Genomic DNA, 23,277 nt, shown 5'->3' on the forward strand with positions numbered 1-23,277 from the left:
TTACAATGTGCGTTCGGGAACTGTTTCAAGAAGTCTGTACTAGTTCGTATTATGAACTTTACCGTACATGTTCAAAGCTTTCGTGATTTCCTCTTTTGTGGAATATGGCATCTCTAGTTCAGCCACTCTTTCTACTGTTCTTTTCCAATATTCCCTTGTACAGCTTAGATTGTTCTTTGGGGGCGTAAGTGTAATGCCCAATGCATATTTTGCTTGTGCAACTATCGAGGTGTTTAGATGTTTCCCGTTTTTGTCCAAAACAACAGCGGTTTCGTTTATTCCCTCTTCTTTCAGCAATCGCAGATAGATTTCCATTTCCGTTTGAATGGCATATATTACAGAACCATCTACATTGTCGATAGTTTTAAAAGAGTACTTTCTCCATGTGTCCAAATCCTTTTGGCTACACTTTGCCAGTTGCATGATTTCCACATCGCTAAGTCTGCTATTGAGGTACTTTCCTATCCGTTCGTTTTTCTTTAGGAACGCATATCGCATATTGGCCGTTACCATAAGTCTGTTTTTCAACATACCCAAATATAATCAACGATGGATTAACTGAAACCTATTATTGATTTGGAAGTGGTGTCAAAGCGCACTTATTTAACAAGTACGTGCCAGATGACACCTTTCGACCTGTATACCTATATTCACTTTATGAGTTCAATCAATGAATTCCCAAAATAAAATAGGGTTCGGGTATCATTTGACGCTTCCAGTGCAATCCTAGAGCCAATTCTTAGCCATTCTATAAAGCCGTATTCCTACACACCCACTAACCCACTAAAATACAATTCAGATGGCTTGCAAGTTGCTTAACCTAGTTAATCTTGATTAGTCCAACAAAAGTGAGCAACTAATCAACTTAGAAAATACCTAGAATTTGGGTAGAGCGCAGCGACTAGGTTATGAAAATTAAAAAATACCTAGGTAGGCACGAGCGCAGCGAGTAGGTTAAACAAGTTTTTGCAAGTCGTGCGAAGCACCTAGCCCAAGAACTCAATCAATACTTTGTCTAACTGGGAGCGAAGCTACCTAAGCTCATTTAATTTATTGAAAATCAGTCGATTGGCTAAGTCTGGGTTATGGAGAAGGTATCATTTGCCTATTAAGTATAATAAGTATCGTAAATAAATGATATTCAGTAAGTTATAAATTCCTAGTAGAGCAGTAGGGTAGTAGCTGAAAATGATAAACGGTTTTTTTGGTCACAAATAAAATGACGGATTTGTAGGAGAAAAAGGATATTTCTATATTTGTACTGCTAAAAATAGTACTTTACAAAGTAAAAATAGTTAAATTCGATGAAATGCATGACTTTATTTTTTTTGAATTTAAGAAAAACTCTGTAAGGTCAATGATAGTGGGATTTACTAATAGTTTATCCATTTTGAAAATCCAACTATTTGTTGTATCTTTGTAATCGTTGAAATGCATTATTCGTCCCGAATCGTATTTCCCTTTAACAAATTTTTAAGAAAAAAGAAAACCCCAACCGTAGGCTAGGGCTAGAAAGAAACTATCTTTTGATTATAGTTCTTTTCTGACGAAGCCATGCGGTTGATTTATACCAAATCGCTATGGCAAAGCATAAACAAATATTTTCTTCCGTACCCGTTTTTGAAGCGGATTACGCTGCATTTGAAGAAACACAAACTTTGGAGAGAAAACCTAAAGTAGTCAACGGCTATCATACAGATTTAGGTTTTCATATAAACAACCTTCATATACTCCAAGAAAGATATAAAGATGAGATTGGCGACCACGAAGCCATCATAAAAAAAGTACAGTACCTTGATATTTCCGCTATTCTATTCCCAAAAACCAAACTTCATTTTCGTTGGTGGAAAGCGCACCTGATTATGGTAGGTAGGGCAATGACCTATTGTAACCATGGTATGACACCCTTTCAAATTAAAAATGCCCTCTTTAAAGTATTCCAAAAGAATATATACATACCAAATTCAATGCAGCCCAGCCCTGTTAATTATGGTTCGTTCTGGAAATCCATAGGGGAACAGTTGGATGACATCGTGGAAAGTTCAATAATGCAAAGCCCTAAAAAAGGCAAAAAGAGAGGTAACAAAATATTGTTTGACCCTTCAAGGCAATTGACCCCAAAACAGAGGCAAACAATTAGCAAGGCACTGACCGGCAAAGCAAGGTCAAACAAAACGGTCAATCAACTTTCAGCTATTTATGTTAAGGGTATGACCCAGAAAGAACTAGCTGAAAAGTCGGGTAGGGGCATTGCAACGATTAAAAGGAAATGGTTAGAAATCAAAGCAGCCTAAGATGAGCCACACAAGGGAATTTAGTAAATATGAGGGTGTTGCATGGGATGAACCCAATAACAAATGGGTAGCCCGTTGGAACGGCTCACATCTAGGCTTGTACGATGAAGAAATGGAGGCTGCGATAGCAGTACAGGAACTAAAAGATAAAACAGCATAACCAAACCCAAACTTACCAGTATGAAAAGATTACCATTTGAAGAATTGGCAACGACCAAAAAGGGCAACTTAGGAGAAAGGATTTGTATTGAACATTTCCATAGTAAGGGGCTTGTGGTAATGACCTCAATTACCGATTCAGCACATGCCTTTGATATTATGGTCTGGCAGGGAAAGGAAAAGCCCTGTATAGTAGATATAAAAACAAAAGCCAGTAGAACCCACTATCCAGATACTGGATTCGATACAGCCGACCTAGACCACTATTTGAAAATCAGCGAAAAGCATAATATGCCAGTAGCCATATTCTTTGTCGATGAGCATAGGAAAGAAGTTTATTGGGGGGAGTTAGGGGATTTATTACAGGAAAGGGAAGTGACAGAGGGCAACAGAACGTTAAAATACCCCCGTTCGGAATGGAACATAACCTATTTCCCATTGGAGGCAATGAACAAACTATGTGATTTGGACGATGTTCAAGTGAAGGAATTAAAGAACCATACCAACAGGAATTACAGTTATCCAACATTAAAATCAGCTTAAAAATGCAGAAACCAAATCTTACAGAGGCTCAAAATGCTGGAAAATACATCATTGCATTGGAGAGATACATAAACTTTTTGGAACGGCAATTGGAATTTGCTTTGAACGTAGAAACAATGGCAGCGTAATGAAAACCATATTTAAGTTTATTTAAAATAGAACAAATGGAGAATGAAGAATGGTTTCAAATAACAGCTTTTCCCAACTACTGGATTTCATCTTTGAAAAGGATTAAAAGAAAGTGGTATACCAAAAAAGAGGTTAGAACCTATGCGGAAAAAATCTATGCCAAAAAGAGATTTCTAATTATTTTCTTCGATGGAAAGTACTTGAACATCAATGTTGGAAAAACAGTCGATAGACATTTCACTGAAAAGGAGAAATCAGAAGAAGCTGAAAAGTGGAAAGCTTTGAAAGATATTGGAAACGACTATGAGATTAGTAATCATGGACGTGTAAAAAGGCTGGAGAGAAAAACCGAAGCTGTACATCAATTTCCTGATAAGGTTTTGACCAGCCGAAAAGATGGTAAGGTCACTTTTCGAAAAAATGATAAGCAACATTTGAGGGTTGTTGAACGGCTCTACAAAGAATATGTACTAAATGAAGATATGACACCTAAAAGAAAAAAACATCGAAGAAAACTAAAATTGAGATTTTGAAATGAACCAACATGAACCAGACCAAATAGATGACCTACGCAAATTGTTTTTAGATAAAAATAAAGATTGTCTAAAATCCTTTACCAACGAATACCAAGTGATAAATTTCCTTGCAATTCAAAAAACCTACTTTTATTTTCTGACCGCAATACGAGCAGTTAAAGGATTGAGGTTAGCCCTGTACGATGATAAAACAACATCCATTGTTTTCAATGACCGTGAGATAGAGGGTACTAGAAAAATGAGGTTTGAAAACACGGATGAAATTGAACAACTATTGACTCTTTCAGGATTGAACTGATACATAACCTACTTATGAAAATGAACCAAACCTTAGAACACGCACAACAATTATTGTCGGAACTCAAAACCGATTTGCAACCTATCAAAACCCTTGTTTCAAAGGGTATTTAGAATACATTCCATACTTGTTTTTTATTTAGTTGTTGAACTGGGCTAGGTAGTGCCTACACTTAAAAGCCTAGCCCAATATCATCAAACTACCAATTTACCCAAATCCGCATTATATAAATGAACCCAACTATCAACGATGTATATCGAAGGAATGACGAATGGCTGGAAATAGCCGAAAAATTTACTAAATGTGAACACAGAGCAAAAGATTTAGTACAAGATACCTACATGTACCTCCAAAGAAGGTTTCAGAACAAGGAGTTAGAACCCTTGAAAAAAGTGACTAAAGGTTATATGTACAGAGCCATTAAAGCCAACTTTTTGATGGAGAAACGAGATAATAAATTGCCGTTGCACTACACAGATGAAATCGAAAAATCAGCCTTTGTGACGAATGAACTTGATTTTGAGTGTATCGAGGTCAAACGGAGGAAAAAAATCAATTCAGCATTACAGAAAGTACCACCATTGGAGCGTGAAGTGCTAATGCAGCACCAAGAGAAATCTCAACGCCAATTACAGCGAGAAACTAAGGTTTGCAGGGATAGATTAAGGTTGCACAAGGATAGGGGAATGCAAAAGTTGAAAAGTATTTGCAAAAACGATGAGAGTTTCAAGGAAATGGATTTTGAAACCATACGTAACGAAAAGAGAACATTAAAAAAGGATAGATATATATCCGACAAGGATGTAGAAACGGTTAAGCACCAAATCGAGAATGACATTTACCAACCAATAGAATAAATTATGGCCAACGCACCAACCAATGACCAAAGAAACATAGACAGGATAAAGGAAACATTCAATGTTGAAGGGGTAGAAATTATATCCGATGGTATATATAAATCTGGAAATCAATATTACAGCACCAAAGGGGGATTGAACAACAATTATAAACCTAGGGAAATCGAAAAACCAAGTCAAGGTTTGGGGGATGATATTGAAAAGGTTCTAAAGTCAACTGGCATCAAGAAGGTGGTAGAGCTATTTACGCCAGAAGGAAAGGATTGCGGATGTGAAAAAAGGAAACAGCTTTTAAACAAACTTCTACCAAAAAACAAGCCCAATTGTTTCACTAAAGAGCAGTTCGAAGATTGGCAAAACGTATCGGAATCCATAAAGTTAACCAATGCGATAACGACCGAAAACCAAACCAAAATCATTATGTACCTACGTTCAATTCTCAATATGAGCGTATCGGCTGACAGTTGCAAATCATGTAATGTTTCAACTTGGAAAAAATACATCGATATGTTGGACAAAGTAGCCCAGACATATCAGCAATAATATCTAAACAACCTACTTATGCAAATCAATAAAAAAACAAAACCTATCAGGGATAAAGAAACTGGCAGATGGCTTGGTTCTGAAAAAGGAATAACCCCAGAAGAGTTTCTACAAGCTTTTGAAGATTATAAAGTTTGGGCTAAACAAAATCCGAAAATAAAGCAAGTTCCCAATACCAAAACACATTCGGTTATCAATCTTGAAATGGAAATTCCATTGACCAAAACTGGTTTTGTACTTTATCTAAGGCGTGAAGGGATTACTGGCAGCGGTTCTGATATTCTATGTAATAGGGATGGCCGATTTGAAGAATTCGTAGAAGTCAATCAATATATCGATGATTCAACATTCGATGACCAATTTACGGGCGGTATGGTTGGTGTCTTTAATCACAGTTTGACAGCAAGAAAATTAGGCTTATCGGATAGGCAAGAAGTAAAAACGCAGGGTAAAATCGAGATTGATTTCAACGATGCAGATTAGCATAAATCGACCCAAATTAACCGATTACCAAAACGAGTTTCTGTATGATGAGGCTCGTTTTTCGATTATAACGGCAAGTACCAAAGTAGGTAAAACCTATGCCTGTATTTGGTGGCTATTTGAACAGGCACATCTTCCGTTAGAAAAAGAGGGTTATAATTATTGGTGGATTGCGCCTACATATAGCCAAGCCCAGATAGCGTTCAATAGGATGAAGCGCAAAGTAGTAAAATCAAAGGCTTACACGGTCAACAAAAATGAGTTGATTATCTATTGTCCTAACAAAGCGGAAATACACTTCAAAACAGCATCAGACCCTGATAACCTATATGGGGAAGATGTACATGCCTTGGTTTTCGATGAATGCGGACGTGCATCGGAAGAAGCATGGTTTGCACTCCGTTCAACATTGACTGCAACTAATGCCCCAGCAAAACTTATAGGGAATTTCGGTGGTGCTAACAACTGGGTTACCAAATTGGCTGAAAAGTCAAAGAACGACCCTAATTATTCATTTCATAAGATTACGGCATATGATGCGGTTGATGCTGGAATACTTTCTCTAGATGAGGTTGAACAGGCAAAAAGGGATTTACCAGAGCAGATATTCAAATCGCTATACTTGGCAGAAGGTGGAAACGATGAAAACAGGCTTATCCAAGATGAAAGTTTAAAAAAACTGCTTTACAACGAAGTAAATACAGGTATCAAGTACCTTACTGGGGATATTGCCCGTTTTGGAAACGATAAAACTGTTCTGTTCGTCTGGTCAGGTCTAAAGATAATCGATTGGCTGGTTATAGATAAATCTACGCTTACCGATGTAGCAACACAAATAAACTTGTTTAGGGTAAAGTATAACATCAATCTTCAAAACATAATTCTTGATGAAAATGGTGTCGGTGGTGGTGTAATCGATATTGTGGGTTGTAGGGGATTCGTAAACAATGCCAAACCGATAAAGGTAAATGGGGAATCAAAGAATTTCGACAGCCTTAAATCACAATGCTACATAAAATTGTCCGAAATGATTAATGCGAATATGTTGAACGTATCATTGCCCCATAGTATTATGAAGCTACTGACCGAAGAACTGGAACAGGTCAAACTAGCTGCAATTCCAGACCTTCAAAGATTGAAGATAATGGCAAAGGATGCCATTAAGAAAATTATTGGACGTTCCCCTGATTATTCCGATGCCCTAATGATGAGAATGTTCTTTGAACTCAACCCAAATTACGGAATATACAATATCCGTTGATTTCTTCCATATTTCCCATTTCTTCATTTATAGGGTATGAAGTTAAAGATAACAATACACGAAAATCTCGATGATATAACACTAGAACAATACAAGAAGTTCCTAAAACTTTTTGAAATCAACGATGATACACATTTCATACACAAAAAGATGGTTCAAATCTTTTGCGGTGTACCACTTATCAATGTTGAACATATGGATAAGGGGGATTTTGACGAAATAGTAAGGCAACTGGCCAAGGTTCTTGACGAAACACCCGAATTTACGGATAGGTTCTTTCACAATGGGGTCGAATACGGTTTCATTCCCAATCTCGATAAAATTTCGTTGGCTGAATTTGTGGACTTGGACAATTTGACGGGTAACGTAGACGAATTGGAGCAGCTTATGAGCATTCTATATCGACCGATTCGTAAAATAAAGGGCAATAAATACAGAATTGAACCCTACAAGGGTAAGAAATTCGAGGATTTTAAGGATATACCAGCCAGTATTGTGATAGCATCACAGCTTTTTTTTTGGCATTTAGGGAACGAATTACTCAATCATACCAATCTTACTTTACAAAAGGCACTTCAAACGAAGGAAATACGTCAGAAATTACCCAGAATTTCGGAAAAACATGGGGCTGGTACGCCTCAATTGCAGAACTCGCTGGATATGACTATACAAAAGTTGAGGGAATCCTTAAATCAAAGCTTCATCCCTGCCTACATCATCTAACATATCTAAAGGATAAACAGCGTACAGAGGCTGAAATATTCAAGATTCAACAAAAAACGAACCAATGAGAAACTATTATGAGGTATTAAGGCTTTTAAAGCAGAAACTGGAAGCCGACCCATTGGTAAATACGGTTACACAAGGGGATATTACCGAGATAGACCTTAACAAAAAGAACATATACCCGTTGGCACACATCCAAACGGGTACGGCAATTATCGGTTTAAGTACAATTACTTTCAATATGACCCTTTTCGCCCTTGATGTAAGGGATTTCAGTAACGAACCCGTTACCGATAAGTTCAACGGGAACGATAATGAGATAGATAACCTCAATTCGATGTTGGCCGTATGTAATAGGTTCTTTAAGTCAATCGTAAAGCTTGAAGATGATTTTACCATAACCGACAATCCCAATTGTGAACCACTTTACGAGCAGCAGGAAAATCTTTTGGATGGCTGGGCAATGACCTTTGAGATTGAAATCCCAAATACTGAAATATCGGTATGTTAAACCCTACCGAAACAAAAAAAGCCCTAACCAAGTTTGCACGTAATGTTGTAAAGGCATCAAGAAATGAACTAAAGAGCCAAAAAAAGAATACTAGCGGTAAACTTTCCAAGTCGATTGATTTTGATTTGCAAGTATTTAAAAATTCGTTCGGACTATCCTTTGAAATGGAAGATTACGGACAATTTCAGAATTCGGGTGTAAGCGGTTTTCTGAAAAAATACGATACCCCTTTCAGTTACACGGATAAATACCCACCAGGTAAAAAACTGGATAAATGGATTGTCAAAAAGGGTATAGCACCGAAGGATAAAAAAGGAAGATTCATAAGTAGGAAATCCTTGCAGTTCCTCATCAGCCGTAAAATTTTCTTTTACGGAATCAAGCCAAGCCTATTCTTTACTAAGCCCTTTGAAAAGGCATTCAAGAATTTGCCCAACGAAGTCATTGAGGCTTTTGCCCTCGATACGGAAAACTTTCTGAAAAGCACATTGAAAAATGATTAACACACGTAGCCCCTATTATATCACAGCACCAGTATCTACTGGTACGACATCTGTAACCCTTACCCTAAAGATTAATAATCTTACCGAAAATTCAGGGCTATCAGCACCGCAGTATTCATTGACGAAAAACAAACCCAGTGCAACCACGACCTTTCTTGATTTTGAGATAAGTAACATGATAAGGGATTTTTATGACTATACGCCCATATTCAGCCCCTTTACGGCACTTTTAGATTCAAATGACAGGAATGTGCTACAATTGAATTATTCTTTGACATATGAAGGTTCTGGAACAGATATAACTGTTCTTAGTACCGATGTTTTTGATGGTTATGGTTATTATGAAGAGGGTATAAATCCACAAGTGCCGTCCAATGCAATACTACTATCCAACGATTATTATATAATCAATAAAAACGGGTTTTTCAATATTCCAGTCTATAACGATGGTACACATTCGTCAATATCGGTAGATGGAACGCCTTACACATTATCCGAAAGCACCGACATAAAGTCCAAAATCAAAAACATGTGGCTCAATTGCAATGATTTTGACGGAACGGTACAAATCGAGATAGGGGATAACAGTATAACACTTGAAGTACAGGACGAATGTAAATATAGACCGACCGATGTTCTGTTTTTGAATAAATACGGGGCGTGGGAAATTATGACATTTTTCAAGGCTAGAAAAGAAAGTATTCAAATTGAAAAAAGCACCTTCAAAAACAACTTTGTTTCAAACGGAGCTTATAGTACACAAAAGCATTCCTTTCAGGATTACAATAAGAACGCTAGGGAGCAATTGAAACTTAGTTCGGGCTATGTTCCAGAATCCTATAACGAAACCATTAGACAGCTTCTATTGTCCGAGTATGTTTTCTTGGTCAACAGTGGAAACTTCATACCAGTCAACGTTGATAATTCTAGTTACCAGTACCAGACAAGGATAATCGATAAACTAATCAACCATAGTATCGATTTCAACTATTCCTATGATAAGATAAACAGCCTGTAATGAACAAATCCATAGATATATACATTGAGGGTAAACGACTGGAACTATTTGAGGATGAAAATTTTGTTGTCAATTCGTCCGTACAGAACGTAAATGACATTTCAAAGCTTTTTACCGATTACAGCCAAGGTCTAACCGTACCAGCATCCAAAAACAATTCTATTTTCAAACATTTCTACAATGCGGATATTGATTTTGGCTATGATGGAAGAACAAAGAAACGGGCGAACATAGAAATATCAAAAATGCCTTTCAAGGATGGTAACATCGTTTTGGAAAGCGTTAATATGAAAAACAATCGACCAGAAAGCTATAATATTACCTTTTATGGAAACTTGGTTAACCTAACCGACCTTTTCGGGGATGATTTATTAAGTGATTTGGACTGGTCGCAATATGACCATAGTTATAATGTCAATACCGTTCAAACTGGGCTTACAATAGGTCTGTTTTCACAAGATTTGATATACCCCTTGATTTCAAGTACAAGGCAATGGTACTATAATTCCAGTGCGTCCGACCATACCAATGAAGAAAAATCTGTAAATGTTGCATATCACTTTTCACATTCAACTGGCGAAGCCCACGGTTTTGAATGGACTGAACTTAAACCAGCAATCAAGGTCAGGGCTATCTTGGAAAAGATACAGCAGAACTACGGCATAACGTTTTCGGATGATTTCTTTTCTACGGAGGTTCTGGATAACCTTTATATGTGGTTGAGCAATTCCAAAGGTAAACTTTTCGAGGGGGAGGAAACGGGGATAAACCTAATCGACTTCGATAGTAGGGTATCTGGTAATCCGATATTTGATTTGGTTACCGATAGCTACACAACAACTTTGGTCAGTTCATCACAGTTTTCGGGATTTCCTTCTGGAACGCAAAGGATAACAGGTTCATTGACCGTTACACCAGATGCAGCTTACAACGATGTCAATTATAGTACCTATCGGATTACGGTTGAGGGAGGTAGTTACATACTACAAAATGAGGATGTAACGGGTCAAAATTCACATGCATTTACCACTAGGCTGTTACAGGACGGTACATTTGATTATAAATTCACGTTCTACGTGGAAGCCGATACTTTTATGGAGTATAGTGTGGAACTAACACTGACCAAACAGCAGTGGAACGGTTCTAGTTGGTTTACCGTAGAAGAGGAAACCGTATCTGGTTCTGATATTGGCACTACCGACAATCTTAGTTTGGGTGCTGTATTCAATACAATGAAGGTCAAGGATTTTATGACCTCGATAGTGAAGATGTATAATTTGGTAATCGTGCCTACATCAAATACCGATTTTTATATCGATTTGTTGGATAACTGGTACGAAAAGGGTAAAACTATTGATATTACCAAGTATGTTGATATTTCTACACATACGGTTTCAAAGGGTAATGTTTTGAACAATCTAAAATTCAAGTTCAAGGAGGATAGTACTATCCTGATAGATGAGTTCAAAAACCAGTTCGGTTATCAATACGGGAATCTTGAAACCGATATAAAGGATAGCAACGGTCAAAAACTTGATGGAAAGGTACTCAATATAGAATCCTCTTTTGGCAACATGATATTCGAAAGATTGGTCGATAGGTCTAACGGAAACCTTACCGATGTACAATATGGTACGGCAATAGATTCAAACCTAGACCCCATAAACCCAAACCCATTATTGTTTTACGGAATCAAGAAAAACATCGATAGCGATTTAAGTCTATTGGAAGGGGAGGATGACCAAAGGAGGATTGGCACAAGTGTTTTTATGCCTTCACACGTCAACGATTTTTCGACAAAGGAATATTCTACCGTATTCAATGCCGAACTGGATGAATATGATACCCAATTAATCAATAACAGCCTATACAAGCTTTTTTATGAGGATTACATTACCGATATACTGGATGAAAAAAGAAGGTTGTACAGTTACAGCGCAAAACTTCCAGATTACTTGTTGAGCAGCATAAAGCTAAACGATAAATTAGTGATAAAGGATGTAAGGTATATCATAAACGATATGGAAATCAACCTTACCAAGAACGAGGTAAAACTTGAATTGTTGAACGATATATATTCGGTAGATAAAAAAGTTCCGATTACCCTTACCAGTGGCACTAGTAGTTCACAAGCTTGTGATAATAATGATTTTACTACATACTATCTTGACCAAGGCGTTACGTTTGAAAACGCCAATGTTCTGTATTCGGACATAAACGGAAATAGTACACCAGATGCCAAAATATACTCCAATGGCATAATGGCTAGGTTCTGGGACAAACTCAATAATCAGCTAATCGGAAACACACTTTGTAGTAATGTGACATAACAACAAACCCGAATCAAAATGATAGGAACGATAATCACTATTCTGAAACAGGATAGTTTTTTTGGTATATCCAATGAAATAGAGATAGCAAAAGGAAAGAACGAGATGCCCAAATCTTATTCCGATGTACTTAACCAAGCAAAAAGGAGGCTCAAAGCCGTGCATTTGCCAAAAAACTAAACTATGGCCATAAAAAAGGTAATCAAGATAGATGCCGATACTAAGAACGCACAAAAGAACGTCCAAAAACTGGGCGACACGGTAAATAATGAAGCCAAGGAAATCAAAGGCTCTTTAGGAGGTCTAACGGATGAATTGGATGGACTTTCTGGTGGGCTTTTGTCAAAGTTCAAGAACTTAAAGGGAACTTTGGGAAATGTTGCCGTTGGGTTCAAGGGTATCGGTGTAGCGATAGCTGCATCTGGAATAGGTCTACTCGTAACGGTAATTGCAGCAGTTACGGCAGCATTCAAATCAAGTGAAGAAGGTCAGGACAAGTTTCAGAAGATTCTAGGGGTACTGGGTTCTATTGTCGGAAACCTAATGGACTTACTTAGTGATTTTGGGGAAACCGTAATCGAAGCTTTTGAGAATCCAAAAAAGGCATGGAACAGTTTTACTGAAAGCCTTAAAAAAGGCTATGAGTTCGTCAAGGGTCAGATAATAGACAGGTTTTCAAGTTCATGGACTATACTTAGCGGAGGTGTCGAAACTGGTATACTCAAAATGCGTATCGCATGGAACGATTTCACGGGCGATGCCGATGAAGCACAGGATTTGACAAAAGAACTTGAAAAGGTAAAAAAAGAGGTCGAGGCTGCAACAGAGGTAATAAAGGCCAGAAACCAAGAAGTGATAGACGGCTTCAACGCTGCGATAGATAAGGTCAAGGAATTTGGTAAGGAAATAGCGGAAGATGCCAAAAAGGCGCAAGCCATAGCCAACCAAAGGGCTTTGGCTGATAAAAAGGAACGTGAGTTGATAGTTGCAAGGGCTAGGGCTGATAGGAACGCTGCGGATTTACGGGAAAAAGCCGTAAACAAGGAGAAATTCAGTATCGAAGAGAGAATAAAGTTTCTTGAACAGGCAGCAAGGATTGAAACGGACATTACAAACGCTGAAATATATGCTGCCAAGCTTAGAAGGGATGCAAAGATTGCCGAGAATGCCCTCGCAAAGTCTACCAAAGAGGATTTGGACGAACAGGCCGAACTTACCGCAAAGGTAATCGAACTGGAAACCGCCAGATTGAACAAGCAGAAGGAATTGACATCCGAAACCTTGGCACTAAAGGCAGAGGAAAAGGCTCTAAGGGATGCAGAACTTGCAGCATTGGAGGCACAAGCCGAAAAAGAAAGGGAAATCGAACGTGCCAGACTGGAATCCATTGATAACATCCGTAAGGAATACAGGGAAAAATTGGAGGATTTACAGGCAGAGGATGAACAGGCTAAACTTGATTTGGAAGAGCAAAGAAAATTAGCGGAACTGGAAGCCTTGAACGCCTCGGAAGAACAGAAAATTGAGGTTAGAAGGTACTACGATGAATTGCAGACCCAACTTGAAAAGGAGCAAAGCGATGAAAGAATAGCAAATGCGTTGGCCGAAAAAGAGGCTAAAGCGCAAATATTCAATGCACAAGCTGATTTGGCTATACAATTCGGTCAGTTCCTTCAACAGATGGGAGAGGAAAACAAGGCACTGGCCATTACGGGAATCATTGTTGAACAAGTTGCATCAGTTGCCAGAATTATATCCAATACTGGAATTGCCAATGCGAAAGCAGTAGCAGCTTCCCCCTTGACCGCTGGACAGCCTTTTGTTACGCTCAATAGTGTTAGTGCTGGTCTATCCATTGCTTCATCGGTCGCCAGTGCTGCAAAGGCAATAGGGAAATTAGGTGGAGGTGGTGGAGGTCTACAAAGGGATAATCCCAACGGTGGGAATTCTGCTCAACCGATAGCACCAGAATTCAATCTTATCGGCCAAGGTGGAATAAACCAAGTTGCACAATCATTGAACCAACAGGGAAAAACGCCTTTAAAAGCCTATGTGGTGGGTAAGGAGGTAGATACTCAACAGGAGTTGGATAGGAACAGGCGTGTAACGGCAACCTTTGGCTAAAGTCCACTTTTGACGGTTTTGCATTATTAGGGTATGGAACTTTACGAAGTACAATTCGACCCGAAAAAAGATACTGGTATTTATGGAATATCGGTAGTGTCCGACCCTGCGATGGAAGGTTTTTTCGTAGCGTTGAACAAAGATGGGAAACCCGTACCTAACGAAATACAATTGTCGGAGGTAAGCAAGGAGCAAAGGATTCTTTTAGGCGTTGTGGCAATACCAGATAAACCTATTTACAGGAATCAAGATGGTAAGGAGTTCTACATAACCTTTCCAAGTGAAACAATCAAACTGGGCGCACATTCCTTTTTAAAGAATCAGTACAACAACAATTCCAGTATCGAACATGAGGTAAAACTATCAGGTGTTTCAGTGGTGGAATCTTGGATTGTGGAAGATACCGAAAACGATAAATCGAACATACACGGTCTGAAAGCCCCGAGAGGTTCATGGATAGTTTCAATGAAGGTCGATAACGATGAACTCTGGAACGATTATGTGAAAACTGGAAAAGTAAAAGGCTTTTCATTGGATGGTCTATTCAGCCTAAACAAACTTGAACTTAAACAAAAATCTATGAGTGATAACAACCAATCGATAGTGGCAGAAATAAAAAAAGGATTTGCCGAATTAAAGAACATATTCAGCCCTAAACCAGAAACCAAAGTTAAATTGGCACAAGCCAAATTAGCCGATGGGGAAACCGTTGTTGAATTTGATGGGGAGGAAATAGAGGTCGGTACACAACTTTTTATAGTAAGTGAAGAAGGTAGTATACCAGCACCAGACGGACAACACGAACTGGAAAACGGTATGTTGGTAAGCGTTACCGAGGGAATTGTTTCAGAGATAATGGAAAAAGAAGTCGATGAGGAAATCGAGGCATCCAAGGACAATCAAGAATGGGAGGCTCTAAAAGAGGCTTTTAAGATTCTCGAAGCCGAAATGAAAACCGCAAAAGAAGGTTTTGAATCTTCTTTATCCGAAAAGGATAATGAAATAGCCGAATTGAAAACACAACTTTCGGCTACCCCAGCGACAGAACCAAAAAAACATACATCGGTCGAACTTTCCACCGAACAGCCCAAAACTTCAAGAGAAAGAATAAAACTAGCATTACAACAAAACAAATAAATTATGCCTACTACACAAACAGTTAATTCAAATTACACTGGCGAAGCTGCTGGTGCAATCATAGGTCAAGCATTCAAGGAAACTAGTACAGTCCAAAGGGGATTGGTTACGTTCATGCCTAATGTAAGGTACAAATTGAGCCTTAAAAAAATTCAATACACCAACGGTAAAACAGACTATTCTTGTGGTTTTACCCCAGCAGGTGCAATCGTACTTTCTGAAAACCAATTGACCATCAAGGAAATCAAGAACGACCTTGAAATCTGTAAGGACACTTTCAGGGCTACATGGGATGGTCTGGACAATGATATGATGGAAGCTATCGAAGTTGAAGTATTGGCTAACCATTCGGAGGCGTGGGATACTGAAATCTGGACTGGCGACAGTTCAACTGATGGGGAATTTGGCGGAATCATACCACAATTGGAAGCCGATGATGATGTAATCAAAGCCAACAACGGTATCGTGCCATTGGAAGCAGCTATTACAAAGGAAAACGTATTGGCAGAATTGGAAAAAGTTACTGCTGCATTCCCTGTAACCATTAGAAAAAAGCCAGATTTTAAAGTATTGGTTTCTGCAAACGTTGCGGATGCATACGATAAATACTTGGTATCTAACGGAATCCAAAACGGAAACGGTGGTGGTTCTATGCAGAGCGTTTATTCCAAATATACTTTGGAAGAAGTCGATACTTTGCCAGACAATACAATTATAGCTTATCAAACTAGAAACGTTGTAGTTGCATCAAGTAAATCCAACTCTTCAAACGAACTTACATTGGTAGATACCAGCGAAACCTTGTTGGATGGAAATATCAGAGGTAAGGTAGTCTACGGTGCTGATACTGGATATTACAGAGGCGATGAAATAGTTTACTACGTATCGACCGAAGCGGTAGCCTAATTGCCCAAATCTTAACTATTAACTAAATCAAGGGATTGGATTGAATTTAATCCTTTCCCTTTTTTTCATAATACCCAAATCAATATGTGTTTATTAAATTCAGGTAGGAACGTACCACAATGCAAAGATTCGATTGGTGGGCTAAAAAATGCCTACTTTATCAACTTCTTGGAAGATGCCTTTACGGTGGAGAATGCAGAGGCAACGGCAATTAACGCTGGTGTGGCCGAAGTTTTCAAATACGGTTTAAGAAATGACGGCAACAATCTTTCCGAAAGTATAGTATCGGATAAAAATACAGGTACAACAACCAACACCCAAACATTAACGCTTGCATTGGCCAAACTCGATAAGGACACTGCCTTACAGGTCGATTTGATGAGCAAGGGTAGACCGATAATCATAGTACAGGATAGAAACGACAACTATAAAATTGTTGGACTATCGGAAGGATGCGACCTTACAGGTTCTAGCATAGATTCTGGTGGGGCTAGAAGTGATTTTTCTGGTTTCAACCTCACATTGACAGCTATGGAATCATCCGTTGCACCATTTTTGGATTCTGCAACGATTACAGCGTTGGAAGCCTTGGTAAGTGCTACCAATATAGCAGCCTAACCTAAACAACCACCCGTACACTTTTCGGGAAATACGGTTTTATACCCTTGCAAATCCTTGCAGGGGTTTTTTGTGTCAAATTCTTCCACAATACCACAATACGCATTAATACAGTATGAACATATTACAGCCTATATCAACACCCCAGACAATGGTTTTCATACCAAGGTTCGAAGCCGATACGGTCAATCTTTCACTTTATGATGAACTGAATGATAGAACCTACCCCTATCAATTGGCAGCTATATATTTGGATGGACTTATGGAAGTGGAACTAACTCATACTTTCAGCGAGGGCGAGATGTACAGCTTCGAGGTATCGGACAATGGGGATAATCTAATGTATAGGGGCAAAATATTCATTACCGAACAAACCGACCTACAAAACTACTCAACACACCCAGATTTCCTTTACGATTAAACCTACCCAATGGACAAAAAGAAAGATAACAATGTTTTAATCAGCAACAATATTGCCGTACTACAACTCAACAATTATACAAAGCCTATCATCAAGGAGGTATCTTCGAAGGATTGGGTTTTGAACGGGGATGAAAACAGTCATTTTCAATATCTCATCGATAGGAAAAACGGTTCTCCCACTAACTCGACCATTATAAAAAAATACATCAGTTTCATTTATGGAAAAGGGCTTACCGTCAATGATGATAAGGATGTTCTAAGATTGTTCCCGAAAAAGGAGGTCAGGAAAATAGTGTCTGATTATAAACTTTTCGGTTCTGCAACGTTTCAGGTAATCTATTCAAAGGGAAAGGGTGCTTTAAGAAAGGTCACTGGTGTTTTCCATATTCCGAGAGAAACCATTGCACCGAACAAAATGAACGATAAAGGGGAGATATTGACCTATTGGTATTGCAAGGATTGGACTAATCCGAAAAAGAACGTTCCAGAACCGTACCCAGCCTTTGGCACTTCGAAAGAGGCTATCGAAATCTATGAGATAAAGCCATATGAAGCTGGAAAGCAATATTATGCAAGTGCCGATTATGAAGCTGGTCTGGAATACTGCCAACTCGAAGAGGAAATAAGCCATTATTCCATATCGCACATACAGAACGGATTGAGTGCTGGATGGGTAATAAATCTCAATAACGGTATTCCCGAAAAGGAATTACAGGATGAAATGGAAAGAGGCATTATGCAAAAGGTTACTGGTTCTAGTGCTGCTGGTAACGTTATACTATCCTTCAACAATAGTACGGACACCAAAACAACGGTAGAACCCTTTCCGCAAAACGCCAGTCACAAACAATGGGAGTTCTGGACACAAGAAGCCAAAACGCAAATAATGGTTTCCCATGAGGTTACGAACCCGATTTTGTTCGGTCTGGAAAAAACAACTGGTTTTGGTAACAATGCCGAAGAAATCGAAACATCTGCAAAATTCCTTTACGGTACTGTAATCATGCCTTATCAAGAAACTATTCTGGACGCTTTTCAGGAGGTTGCAATGTACAATGGTAAAGAAGTCGAATTTGAGTTCAAGCCCCTGATAGATTTTTCAAAGAACGATGGAACAACTACTGGTACTGGCGAAAATGTTGAACTATCATCGACAAGTGGAGATGTAAAAAAAAAGTCCAGTCCAGATTTAGAACTTGACAATTTTACGGCAAATGCCCTAATAGATTCGGGAGAGGATGAATCTTCGATGAAGGGTTACGAAGTGGTACATGAGTCAATCGTATCGGAAGAACCCACTGATTTGTTCGAAACAAAACTGGCAACGGTAGTAACTGGAAAACCAAATACCAAGTCCGAACAGGACAATCCATTGTTCAGGGTAAGGTACATATACAGCCCACAAACCGTAAGCAATAATTCACGGGAGTTTTGCCGTAAAATGGTCGGTGCTGGTAAGGTTTACAGACGTGAGGATATAGAAGCTGCTGGGCAAAAAGTGGTCAATGCTGGACTGGGAGCGAACGGTTCGGACACCTATTCGATATGGAAATATAAAGGAGGTGTAAACTGCAAACACTTCTGGCAAAGAAGGGTCTATTTAAGAACAAACAACACAATAATAACCGTAAACGAGGCGAGAAGGAAAATTCTTGAACTAGAGCCAGACCAAAGGGATTTGGTAAGGCTGCCTACGAACGAAAAGGAAGTAGCCCAATCCGCTTCTTCATCAAACAATTTTTGGAAAATAAATTAAGCGAATGACAACAATACTGATTTCAGCAAGCGACTTGACCAAGCGAACACCTATGGCTGGGAACATAGACCCCAATAAATATACATACTGCATTCGTGAAGCCCAGATATTCGTTATCGAACCTATTCTGGGTACTAAACTCTACAAAAAGATAGTAGCCGATTATGAGGCCAATACATTGACTGGGGATTATTTGGAACTAATGGAAAACTATGTTAAACCAATTTTGATATATACAGTAAGTGCCGAATTTATTTTGGTTCATTCCTACAACGTACAGAACGGGGGTATCTTCAAAAACTCCCCAGAAAACAGTGAACCAGTAAATAAATCAGAGGTTGACTTCTTGGTACAGAAACAGCACAACAAAGCGGATGCCTACATAGAACGTATGAAAAAGTTCCTATCCAGTATCGAACTTCCCGAATACAACACAGTACAGGAGAATAACTATGATACCTATCCAGATAAAACCTTGGATTTCACAGGGGGCTGGAAGTTGGGAAGTTATTCAAAAGGTAACGATTTCCTTAAACCAAATGAAAGGTAACAATGGCACTTTTGACATCGGGCAAACGATACGGATGTAAAGATTCTAACGGAGGTATAAAGAAAATATACTTGGCTGCCTTTGTTCCTTATAGCAGAAATCTGTTTGGATTTGATGGGGTGTTACTTACCTCGATACCTACAACCTTTGTTTATGCCTTTGAAATGATAGGGGATAACAACAGTTTCCAACAAAGCTATGACGGTATCGGCTATTCCCAGACCCTCAATGTTGAATTCAAACGTCAGGATGTTGATACCGCAATACAGATGCAATCGCTCAACTACATCGAGTTAAGGGCTTTGATACTGGATAAAAACGATAACTATCTAGTATTTGGACTGGATAATGGTCTAACGAGCGATTCACTGGAAATACTAACAGGAAACAGCCGTAGTGAATTTAACGGTTACAGGATGATATTTACTGGTAAGGAGAAACATACATCCCCTTTTGTTTTAGACCCTTTCAACAACGGTTTCATAGAGGTGGACGAAGAGGATGATTTCTACCAGTTCCAGAACCTCGAAGCCTTTATGTTCCAAAATGGGGAACAATACTATTTCAATTAAAACAAAGAAAACCAATGAGTGTATTAACAAGTAAAACCGAACTATCATTCGTAACCGATTTGGATTGGTTTCATGTAGTGGACATCAGTGATAACACTGGCAGCCCACAAGGAACATCCAAGAAAATCAGAAGGGGCAATATCCTTTTGGGATATACTGGCTTCGATTCTAGGTACTATACGGAAACTGAGGTCAACAACTTCTTTTCGGGTACTGTACCTATCGTTGGATATAACAGAGCGGATTGGGATAACGCATTACAACCTGATGGGGATGGTTCACAGCTTACCAATTTACCCCAAGATTGGGATGGTGTATTGAATGGTCGAAATGTTCAGGTTACAAATTTTCAGGAATTGTACCTACATGGTTACTACGATGGGTCTGACATTAGCGCAACAAGTGATGCCCCATATATAAATATGCTAAATAATACACTATCAAAGAGCATACAGTTAGGGGTAGGTCAAATTTCTTTGACAATTGATGGTGCTAGTATTTATACTGACGATAGCATAGTTGCAAATAATTTTGTTGGTAACGGTAGTAATCTTACTGGGGTAGAACTTTTGTCCAACAAAGGTCAGGCAAACGGTTATGTACCCCTTAACGGTTTTGGGCTAATCGATTCACAATACTTACCCGATTCTTTAGATGAAATTTTGGAATATGCGGATTTGGCTTCTTTTCCAACAACGGGAGAAACAGGTAAACTGTATGTTGCACTAGATACGAATTATGTTTACAGATGGTCAGGCTCGACCTTTATCCAAGTAGGGGGAGGGCAAATACCAGTGGATTCCGTTTTCGGACGTACAGGTGTCATTACTGCACAATCATCAGATTATTCAGCATTTTATTTAGGTCTAACCGATAAAGCTACGGATTCTGAACTACTTGACGGGCTGAATTCTACACAATTCATTAGAAGTGACCAATCGGACGCTATGAATGGAACACTAACGGCACAAGGTCTAACATTTAACCAACCCCTTAATTTTTTCCAGCCCACTACCCACAATGATAAGATACTATTTATCGGTGGTAATGGTTTAGGCGATAGGGATTGGAGTAATATATTCCTTTATTCTGGTGGTGTATTCAGAATTAATGACAATGATATATGGCACGCTGGTAACGATGGTTCGAATAGTGGACTTGATGCCGATTTGTTGGATGGTCTACAAGGTTCACAGTACTTAAATACCAGTTCAACAGCACAAACAAAGTCAGGTTTATTAAACCTTGATGCTTTAAGAGTAAAAGGAGCTAGTGGAAGATTTAGGAGTGTGTCCGATGGTACTAACGTTATTGAATGGGGTTTAGATAATGGAACACGACAATCCTATTTGGGTAATGTTTCAGGTCAATGGAAATGGCAAATTGAATCTGGGGATTGGTATTTTACGGATGGTTCAGCAAATAGAGTATCTATTGGTAGAATCTCTGGGAATATATCAACAGTTGGCAATATAACTTCCAGTGACAATATATTGGCTAACGGGTCAAGCTCCGATATAAGTGTTGAGGCGAGAAGAGATACGTTAAGATTCTCTAGGCTTAGTGCAAACGGTTCTGGGGGAGCGTTAGTACTTTCGGACGATTCGATATCCGCCACAATTATTAGGGGCTACGGAAATTCTGATTTTTACAGTACCATAACGGCAACCAACTTTATATTAAGGTCTGATGAAAGGTTAAAGAATAGTATAGAACCTTATAAATCAAAGCCGATAAATGTACATTGGAAAACTTTCGTATTGGATAGCGATAAAACCGAAAGAGTACAGTTGGGGGCTATTGCACAAGAACTGGAAAAAGAGCATCCCGAATTTGTAATCACAAGTGATAAAGATGAAAAGTCAATTGCCTACATAGATTTGTTGATTGCCAAGAACGCTGAATTGGAATCGAGGATTGAAAAACTTGAAAGTCTAATCCTAAACCAAAAATAATGGCAGTTCCCAATACAACTACTTTTTCGCTTTTAGATGTTTGCAATGAAATTGGTTTAACTGGTTCGAACAGAACTTTATCAAATTGTTTTGGTAGTGCCATAGATAGCGGTTTTGACAATGCCCATAGAGGTTCAAAGGATAGACTTTTAAACTTTAGGAACTATCAACATTCAATATCTACAAGTAGCCTTTTACTGGTCGATGAAAAAAGTGCTTCCAACGCATGTGCTAGATGGTCTGACACACCAACATCGAGAATTGTTAGGTATATACCCAGCGGACAAAGCTTCAATAATGCTACTGCTTTATATTCAAATAGTAACGGTACGACATTAGCCCCAGCCGATTGGTATTCGAACGGTGTAGTTGCGAGGGCTTGGAACGGTTCAACATTTACATTTACCCAACCATGTTAAGATTCAAGAAATACATACCCTATGTAATCATTGGTATACTGATAACCATACTTCAATGCAAGGATAAGGAGGTCGTTACAATTGAAGTTCCCGAAAAGAAAGGCAGCTTTGAGGTAATACAACCAAAACCAGTGGTTGAATATGACACGATTATCGAGCAGGGGAAACCCAGAATCGTTGAGGTAGAAAACCCTATCAATAAAACTTTGTTGGACAAATACGTTTCGTTGAAGGATTCGATTGATAGGATGGATTTAGTAAAGGATGCCATTACAGAAAGAACATACGTAGAAACTTTTATCGATAGTAATCAAACTATCAAAGTCAAATCAAAAGTAATCGGCACTTTGAAGAGCCAGACGGTTGATTATACCATTTACGAAAGGCAGATACCTATTAATCAAAAGAAACCTAAATACAGCCTTTATACTGGCGTTAATACCACAGTTCGCCCGATTGTGTCAATACAACCCAATCTAACCTTACAGACCCCTAAAATGCTCTACACGGTAGGATATAATCTACAAACGGAAGCTTTGACTTTAGGGGCATCCATTAAATTATTTTAGCTCATGTCATTTAGTAATACCACCACAACGATATTCCAAAAAGTAACTCGTAAACAG

The 23,277-nt window shown here is 38.7% G+C and carries 28 protein-coding genes; 27 read left to right on the forward strand and 1 reads right to left on the reverse strand.

Annotation, left to right across the window (positions count from 1 at the left end; all coding sequences use genetic code 11):
- Positions 1-39 precede the first annotated feature (39 nt).
- Entirely contained in the window at positions 40-531 is a 492-nt protein-coding gene (locus HYG79_RS12005; protein ID WP_179242322.1) for a hypothetical protein, read from the reverse strand.
- 1,049 nt (positions 532-1,580) lie between these two features.
- On the opposite strand from HYG79_RS12005, the gene HYG79_RS12010 reads away from it, so the two are divergent.
- The 27 genes from HYG79_RS12010 (at position 1,581) to HYG79_RS12135 (ending at position 23,220) form a co-directional block, all read left to right on the forward strand.
- Complete coding sequence (locus HYG79_RS12010; protein WP_179242323.1) at positions 1,581-2,294, forward strand: hypothetical protein; 714 nt, start codon at positions 1,581-1,583, stop codon at positions 2,292-2,294.
- 1 nt (position 2,295) lies between these two features.
- The gene (locus tag HYG79_RS12015) at positions 2,296-2,454 is read left to right on the forward strand and encodes a hypothetical protein (protein WP_179242324.1); all 159 of its coding nucleotides are present in this window, start codon (positions 2,296-2,298) and stop codon (positions 2,452-2,454) included.
- Between the two features lie 20 nt (positions 2,455-2,474).
- Positions 2,475-2,996 carry a hypothetical protein gene (locus HYG79_RS12020; protein WP_179242325.1) on the forward strand — a complete coding sequence of 174 codons (522 nt, stop codon included), beginning with the start codon at positions 2,475-2,477 and terminating at the stop codon, positions 2,994-2,996.
- A gap of 2 nt (positions 2,997-2,998) precedes the next feature.
- A complete protein-coding gene (locus tag HYG79_RS18165; protein ID WP_262888960.1) occupies positions 2,999-3,124 on the forward strand; it encodes a hypothetical protein in 126 nt (41 codons plus the stop codon).
- 36 nt (positions 3,125-3,160) lie between these two features.
- Complete coding sequence (locus tag HYG79_RS12025; RefSeq protein WP_179242326.1) at positions 3,161-3,658, forward strand: NUMOD4 domain-containing protein; 498 nt, start codon at positions 3,161-3,163, stop codon at positions 3,656-3,658.
- A gap of 1 nt (position 3,659) precedes the next feature.
- Positions 3,660-3,959: a hypothetical protein gene (locus tag HYG79_RS12030; protein WP_179242327.1), complete on the forward strand. Its 300-nt coding sequence runs from the start codon at positions 3,660-3,662 to the stop codon at positions 3,957-3,959.
- A 230-nt stretch (positions 3,960-4,189) separates the two neighbouring features.
- The gene (locus HYG79_RS12035) at positions 4,190-4,816 is read left to right on the forward strand and encodes a sigma-70 family RNA polymerase sigma factor (protein ID WP_179242328.1); all 627 of its coding nucleotides are present in this window, start codon (positions 4,190-4,192) and stop codon (positions 4,814-4,816) included.
- A 3-nt stretch (positions 4,817-4,819) separates the two neighbouring features.
- Entirely contained in the window at positions 4,820-5,359 is a 540-nt protein-coding gene (locus HYG79_RS12040) for a hypothetical protein (RefSeq protein ID WP_179242329.1), read from the forward strand.
- A gap of 18 nt (positions 5,360-5,377) precedes the next feature.
- Entirely contained in the window at positions 5,378-5,842 is a 465-nt protein-coding gene (locus HYG79_RS12045) for a hypothetical protein (protein WP_179242330.1), read from the forward strand.
- Positions 5,832-7,103 carry a terminase large subunit domain-containing protein gene (locus HYG79_RS12050; RefSeq protein ID WP_179242331.1) on the forward strand — a complete coding sequence of 424 codons (1,272 nt, stop codon included), beginning with the start codon at positions 5,832-5,834 and terminating at the stop codon, positions 7,101-7,103. Before HYG79_RS12045 ends, HYG79_RS12050 begins: the two co-directional genes overlap by 11 nt.
- A 36-nt stretch (positions 7,104-7,139) precedes the next feature.
- Positions 7,140-7,826 carry a hypothetical protein gene (locus tag HYG79_RS12055; RefSeq protein ID WP_179242332.1) on the forward strand — a complete coding sequence of 229 codons (687 nt, stop codon included), beginning with the start codon at positions 7,140-7,142 and terminating at the stop codon, positions 7,824-7,826.
- A gap of 64 nt (positions 7,827-7,890) precedes the next feature.
- Complete coding sequence (locus HYG79_RS12060) at positions 7,891-8,340, forward strand: hypothetical protein (RefSeq protein ID WP_179242333.1); 450 nt, start codon at positions 7,891-7,893, stop codon at positions 8,338-8,340.
- Positions 8,334-8,843: a hypothetical protein gene (locus HYG79_RS12065; protein ID WP_179242334.1), complete on the forward strand. Its 510-nt coding sequence runs from the start codon at positions 8,334-8,336 to the stop codon at positions 8,841-8,843. Before HYG79_RS12060 ends, HYG79_RS12065 begins: the two co-directional genes overlap by 7 nt.
- Entirely contained in the window at positions 8,836-9,861 is a 1,026-nt protein-coding gene (locus tag HYG79_RS12070; RefSeq protein ID WP_179242335.1) for a hypothetical protein, read from the forward strand. The genes HYG79_RS12065 and HYG79_RS12070 overlap by 8 nt, the downstream gene beginning before the upstream one ends.
- Positions 9,861-12,191, forward strand: coding sequence for a hypothetical protein (locus HYG79_RS12075; RefSeq protein WP_179242336.1), 2,331 nt, complete (start codon positions 9,861-9,863; stop codon positions 12,189-12,191). Before HYG79_RS12070 ends, HYG79_RS12075 begins: the two co-directional genes overlap by 1 nt.
- A gap of 18 nt (positions 12,192-12,209) precedes the next feature.
- A complete protein-coding gene (locus tag HYG79_RS12080; protein ID WP_179242337.1) occupies positions 12,210-12,371 on the forward strand; it encodes a hypothetical protein in 162 nt (53 codons plus the stop codon).
- A 3-nt stretch (positions 12,372-12,374) separates the two neighbouring features.
- Positions 12,375-14,315, forward strand: a complete 1,941-nt coding sequence (locus HYG79_RS12085; protein ID WP_179242338.1) for a coiled-coil domain-containing protein — start codon at positions 12,375-12,377, stop codon at positions 14,313-14,315.
- Positions 14,316-14,348: 33 nt separating this feature from the next.
- Positions 14,349-15,452, forward strand: coding sequence for an XkdF-like putative serine protease domain-containing protein (locus HYG79_RS12090; RefSeq protein ID WP_179242339.1), 1,104 nt, complete (start codon positions 14,349-14,351; stop codon positions 15,450-15,452).
- 3 nt (positions 15,453-15,455) lie between these two features.
- Positions 15,456-16,358, forward strand: a complete 903-nt coding sequence (locus HYG79_RS12095; RefSeq protein WP_179242340.1) for a hypothetical protein — start codon at positions 15,456-15,458, stop codon at positions 16,356-16,358.
- An 84-nt stretch (positions 16,359-16,442) separates the two neighbouring features.
- Positions 16,443-16,976 (forward strand): hypothetical protein, encoded by a 534-nt coding sequence (locus HYG79_RS12100; protein ID WP_179242341.1) that lies wholly within the window; start codon positions 16,443-16,445, stop codon positions 16,974-16,976.
- 151 nt (positions 16,977-17,127) lie between these two features.
- Positions 17,128-17,397, forward strand: coding sequence for a hypothetical protein (locus HYG79_RS12105; protein WP_179242342.1), 270 nt, complete (start codon positions 17,128-17,130; stop codon positions 17,395-17,397).
- Positions 17,398-17,406: 9 nt separating this feature from the next.
- A complete protein-coding gene (locus HYG79_RS12110) occupies positions 17,407-19,155 on the forward strand; it encodes a hypothetical protein (RefSeq protein WP_179242343.1) in 1,749 nt (582 codons plus the stop codon).
- Positions 19,156-19,159: 4 nt separating this feature from the next.
- Positions 19,160-19,705, forward strand: coding sequence for a DUF6712 family protein (locus HYG79_RS12115; RefSeq protein ID WP_179242344.1), 546 nt, complete (start codon positions 19,160-19,162; stop codon positions 19,703-19,705).
- 2 nt (positions 19,706-19,707) lie between these two features.
- On the forward strand, positions 19,708-20,277 hold the full coding sequence (locus HYG79_RS12120; protein ID WP_179242345.1) for a hypothetical protein: 570 nt from the start codon (positions 19,708-19,710) through the stop codon (positions 20,275-20,277).
- A gap of 14 nt (positions 20,278-20,291) precedes the next feature.
- Entirely contained in the window at positions 20,292-22,232 is a 1,941-nt protein-coding gene (locus HYG79_RS12125) for a tail fiber domain-containing protein (RefSeq protein WP_179242346.1), read from the forward strand.
- Positions 22,232-22,651: a hypothetical protein gene (locus tag HYG79_RS12130; protein WP_179242347.1), complete on the forward strand. Its 420-nt coding sequence runs from the start codon at positions 22,232-22,234 to the stop codon at positions 22,649-22,651. The genes HYG79_RS12125 and HYG79_RS12130 overlap by 1 nt, the downstream gene beginning before the upstream one ends.
- The gene (locus tag HYG79_RS12135) at positions 22,645-23,220 is read left to right on the forward strand and encodes a hypothetical protein (protein WP_179242348.1); all 576 of its coding nucleotides are present in this window, start codon (positions 22,645-22,647) and stop codon (positions 23,218-23,220) included. The genes HYG79_RS12130 and HYG79_RS12135 overlap by 7 nt, the downstream gene beginning before the upstream one ends.
- Positions 23,221-23,277: the final 57 nt, after the last annotated feature.

The sequence above is a fragment of the Costertonia aggregata genome (genome assembly GCF_013402795.1).
GTDB classification, from domain to species: Bacteria; Bacteroidota; Bacteroidia; order Flavobacteriales; family Flavobacteriaceae; genus Costertonia; species Costertonia aggregata.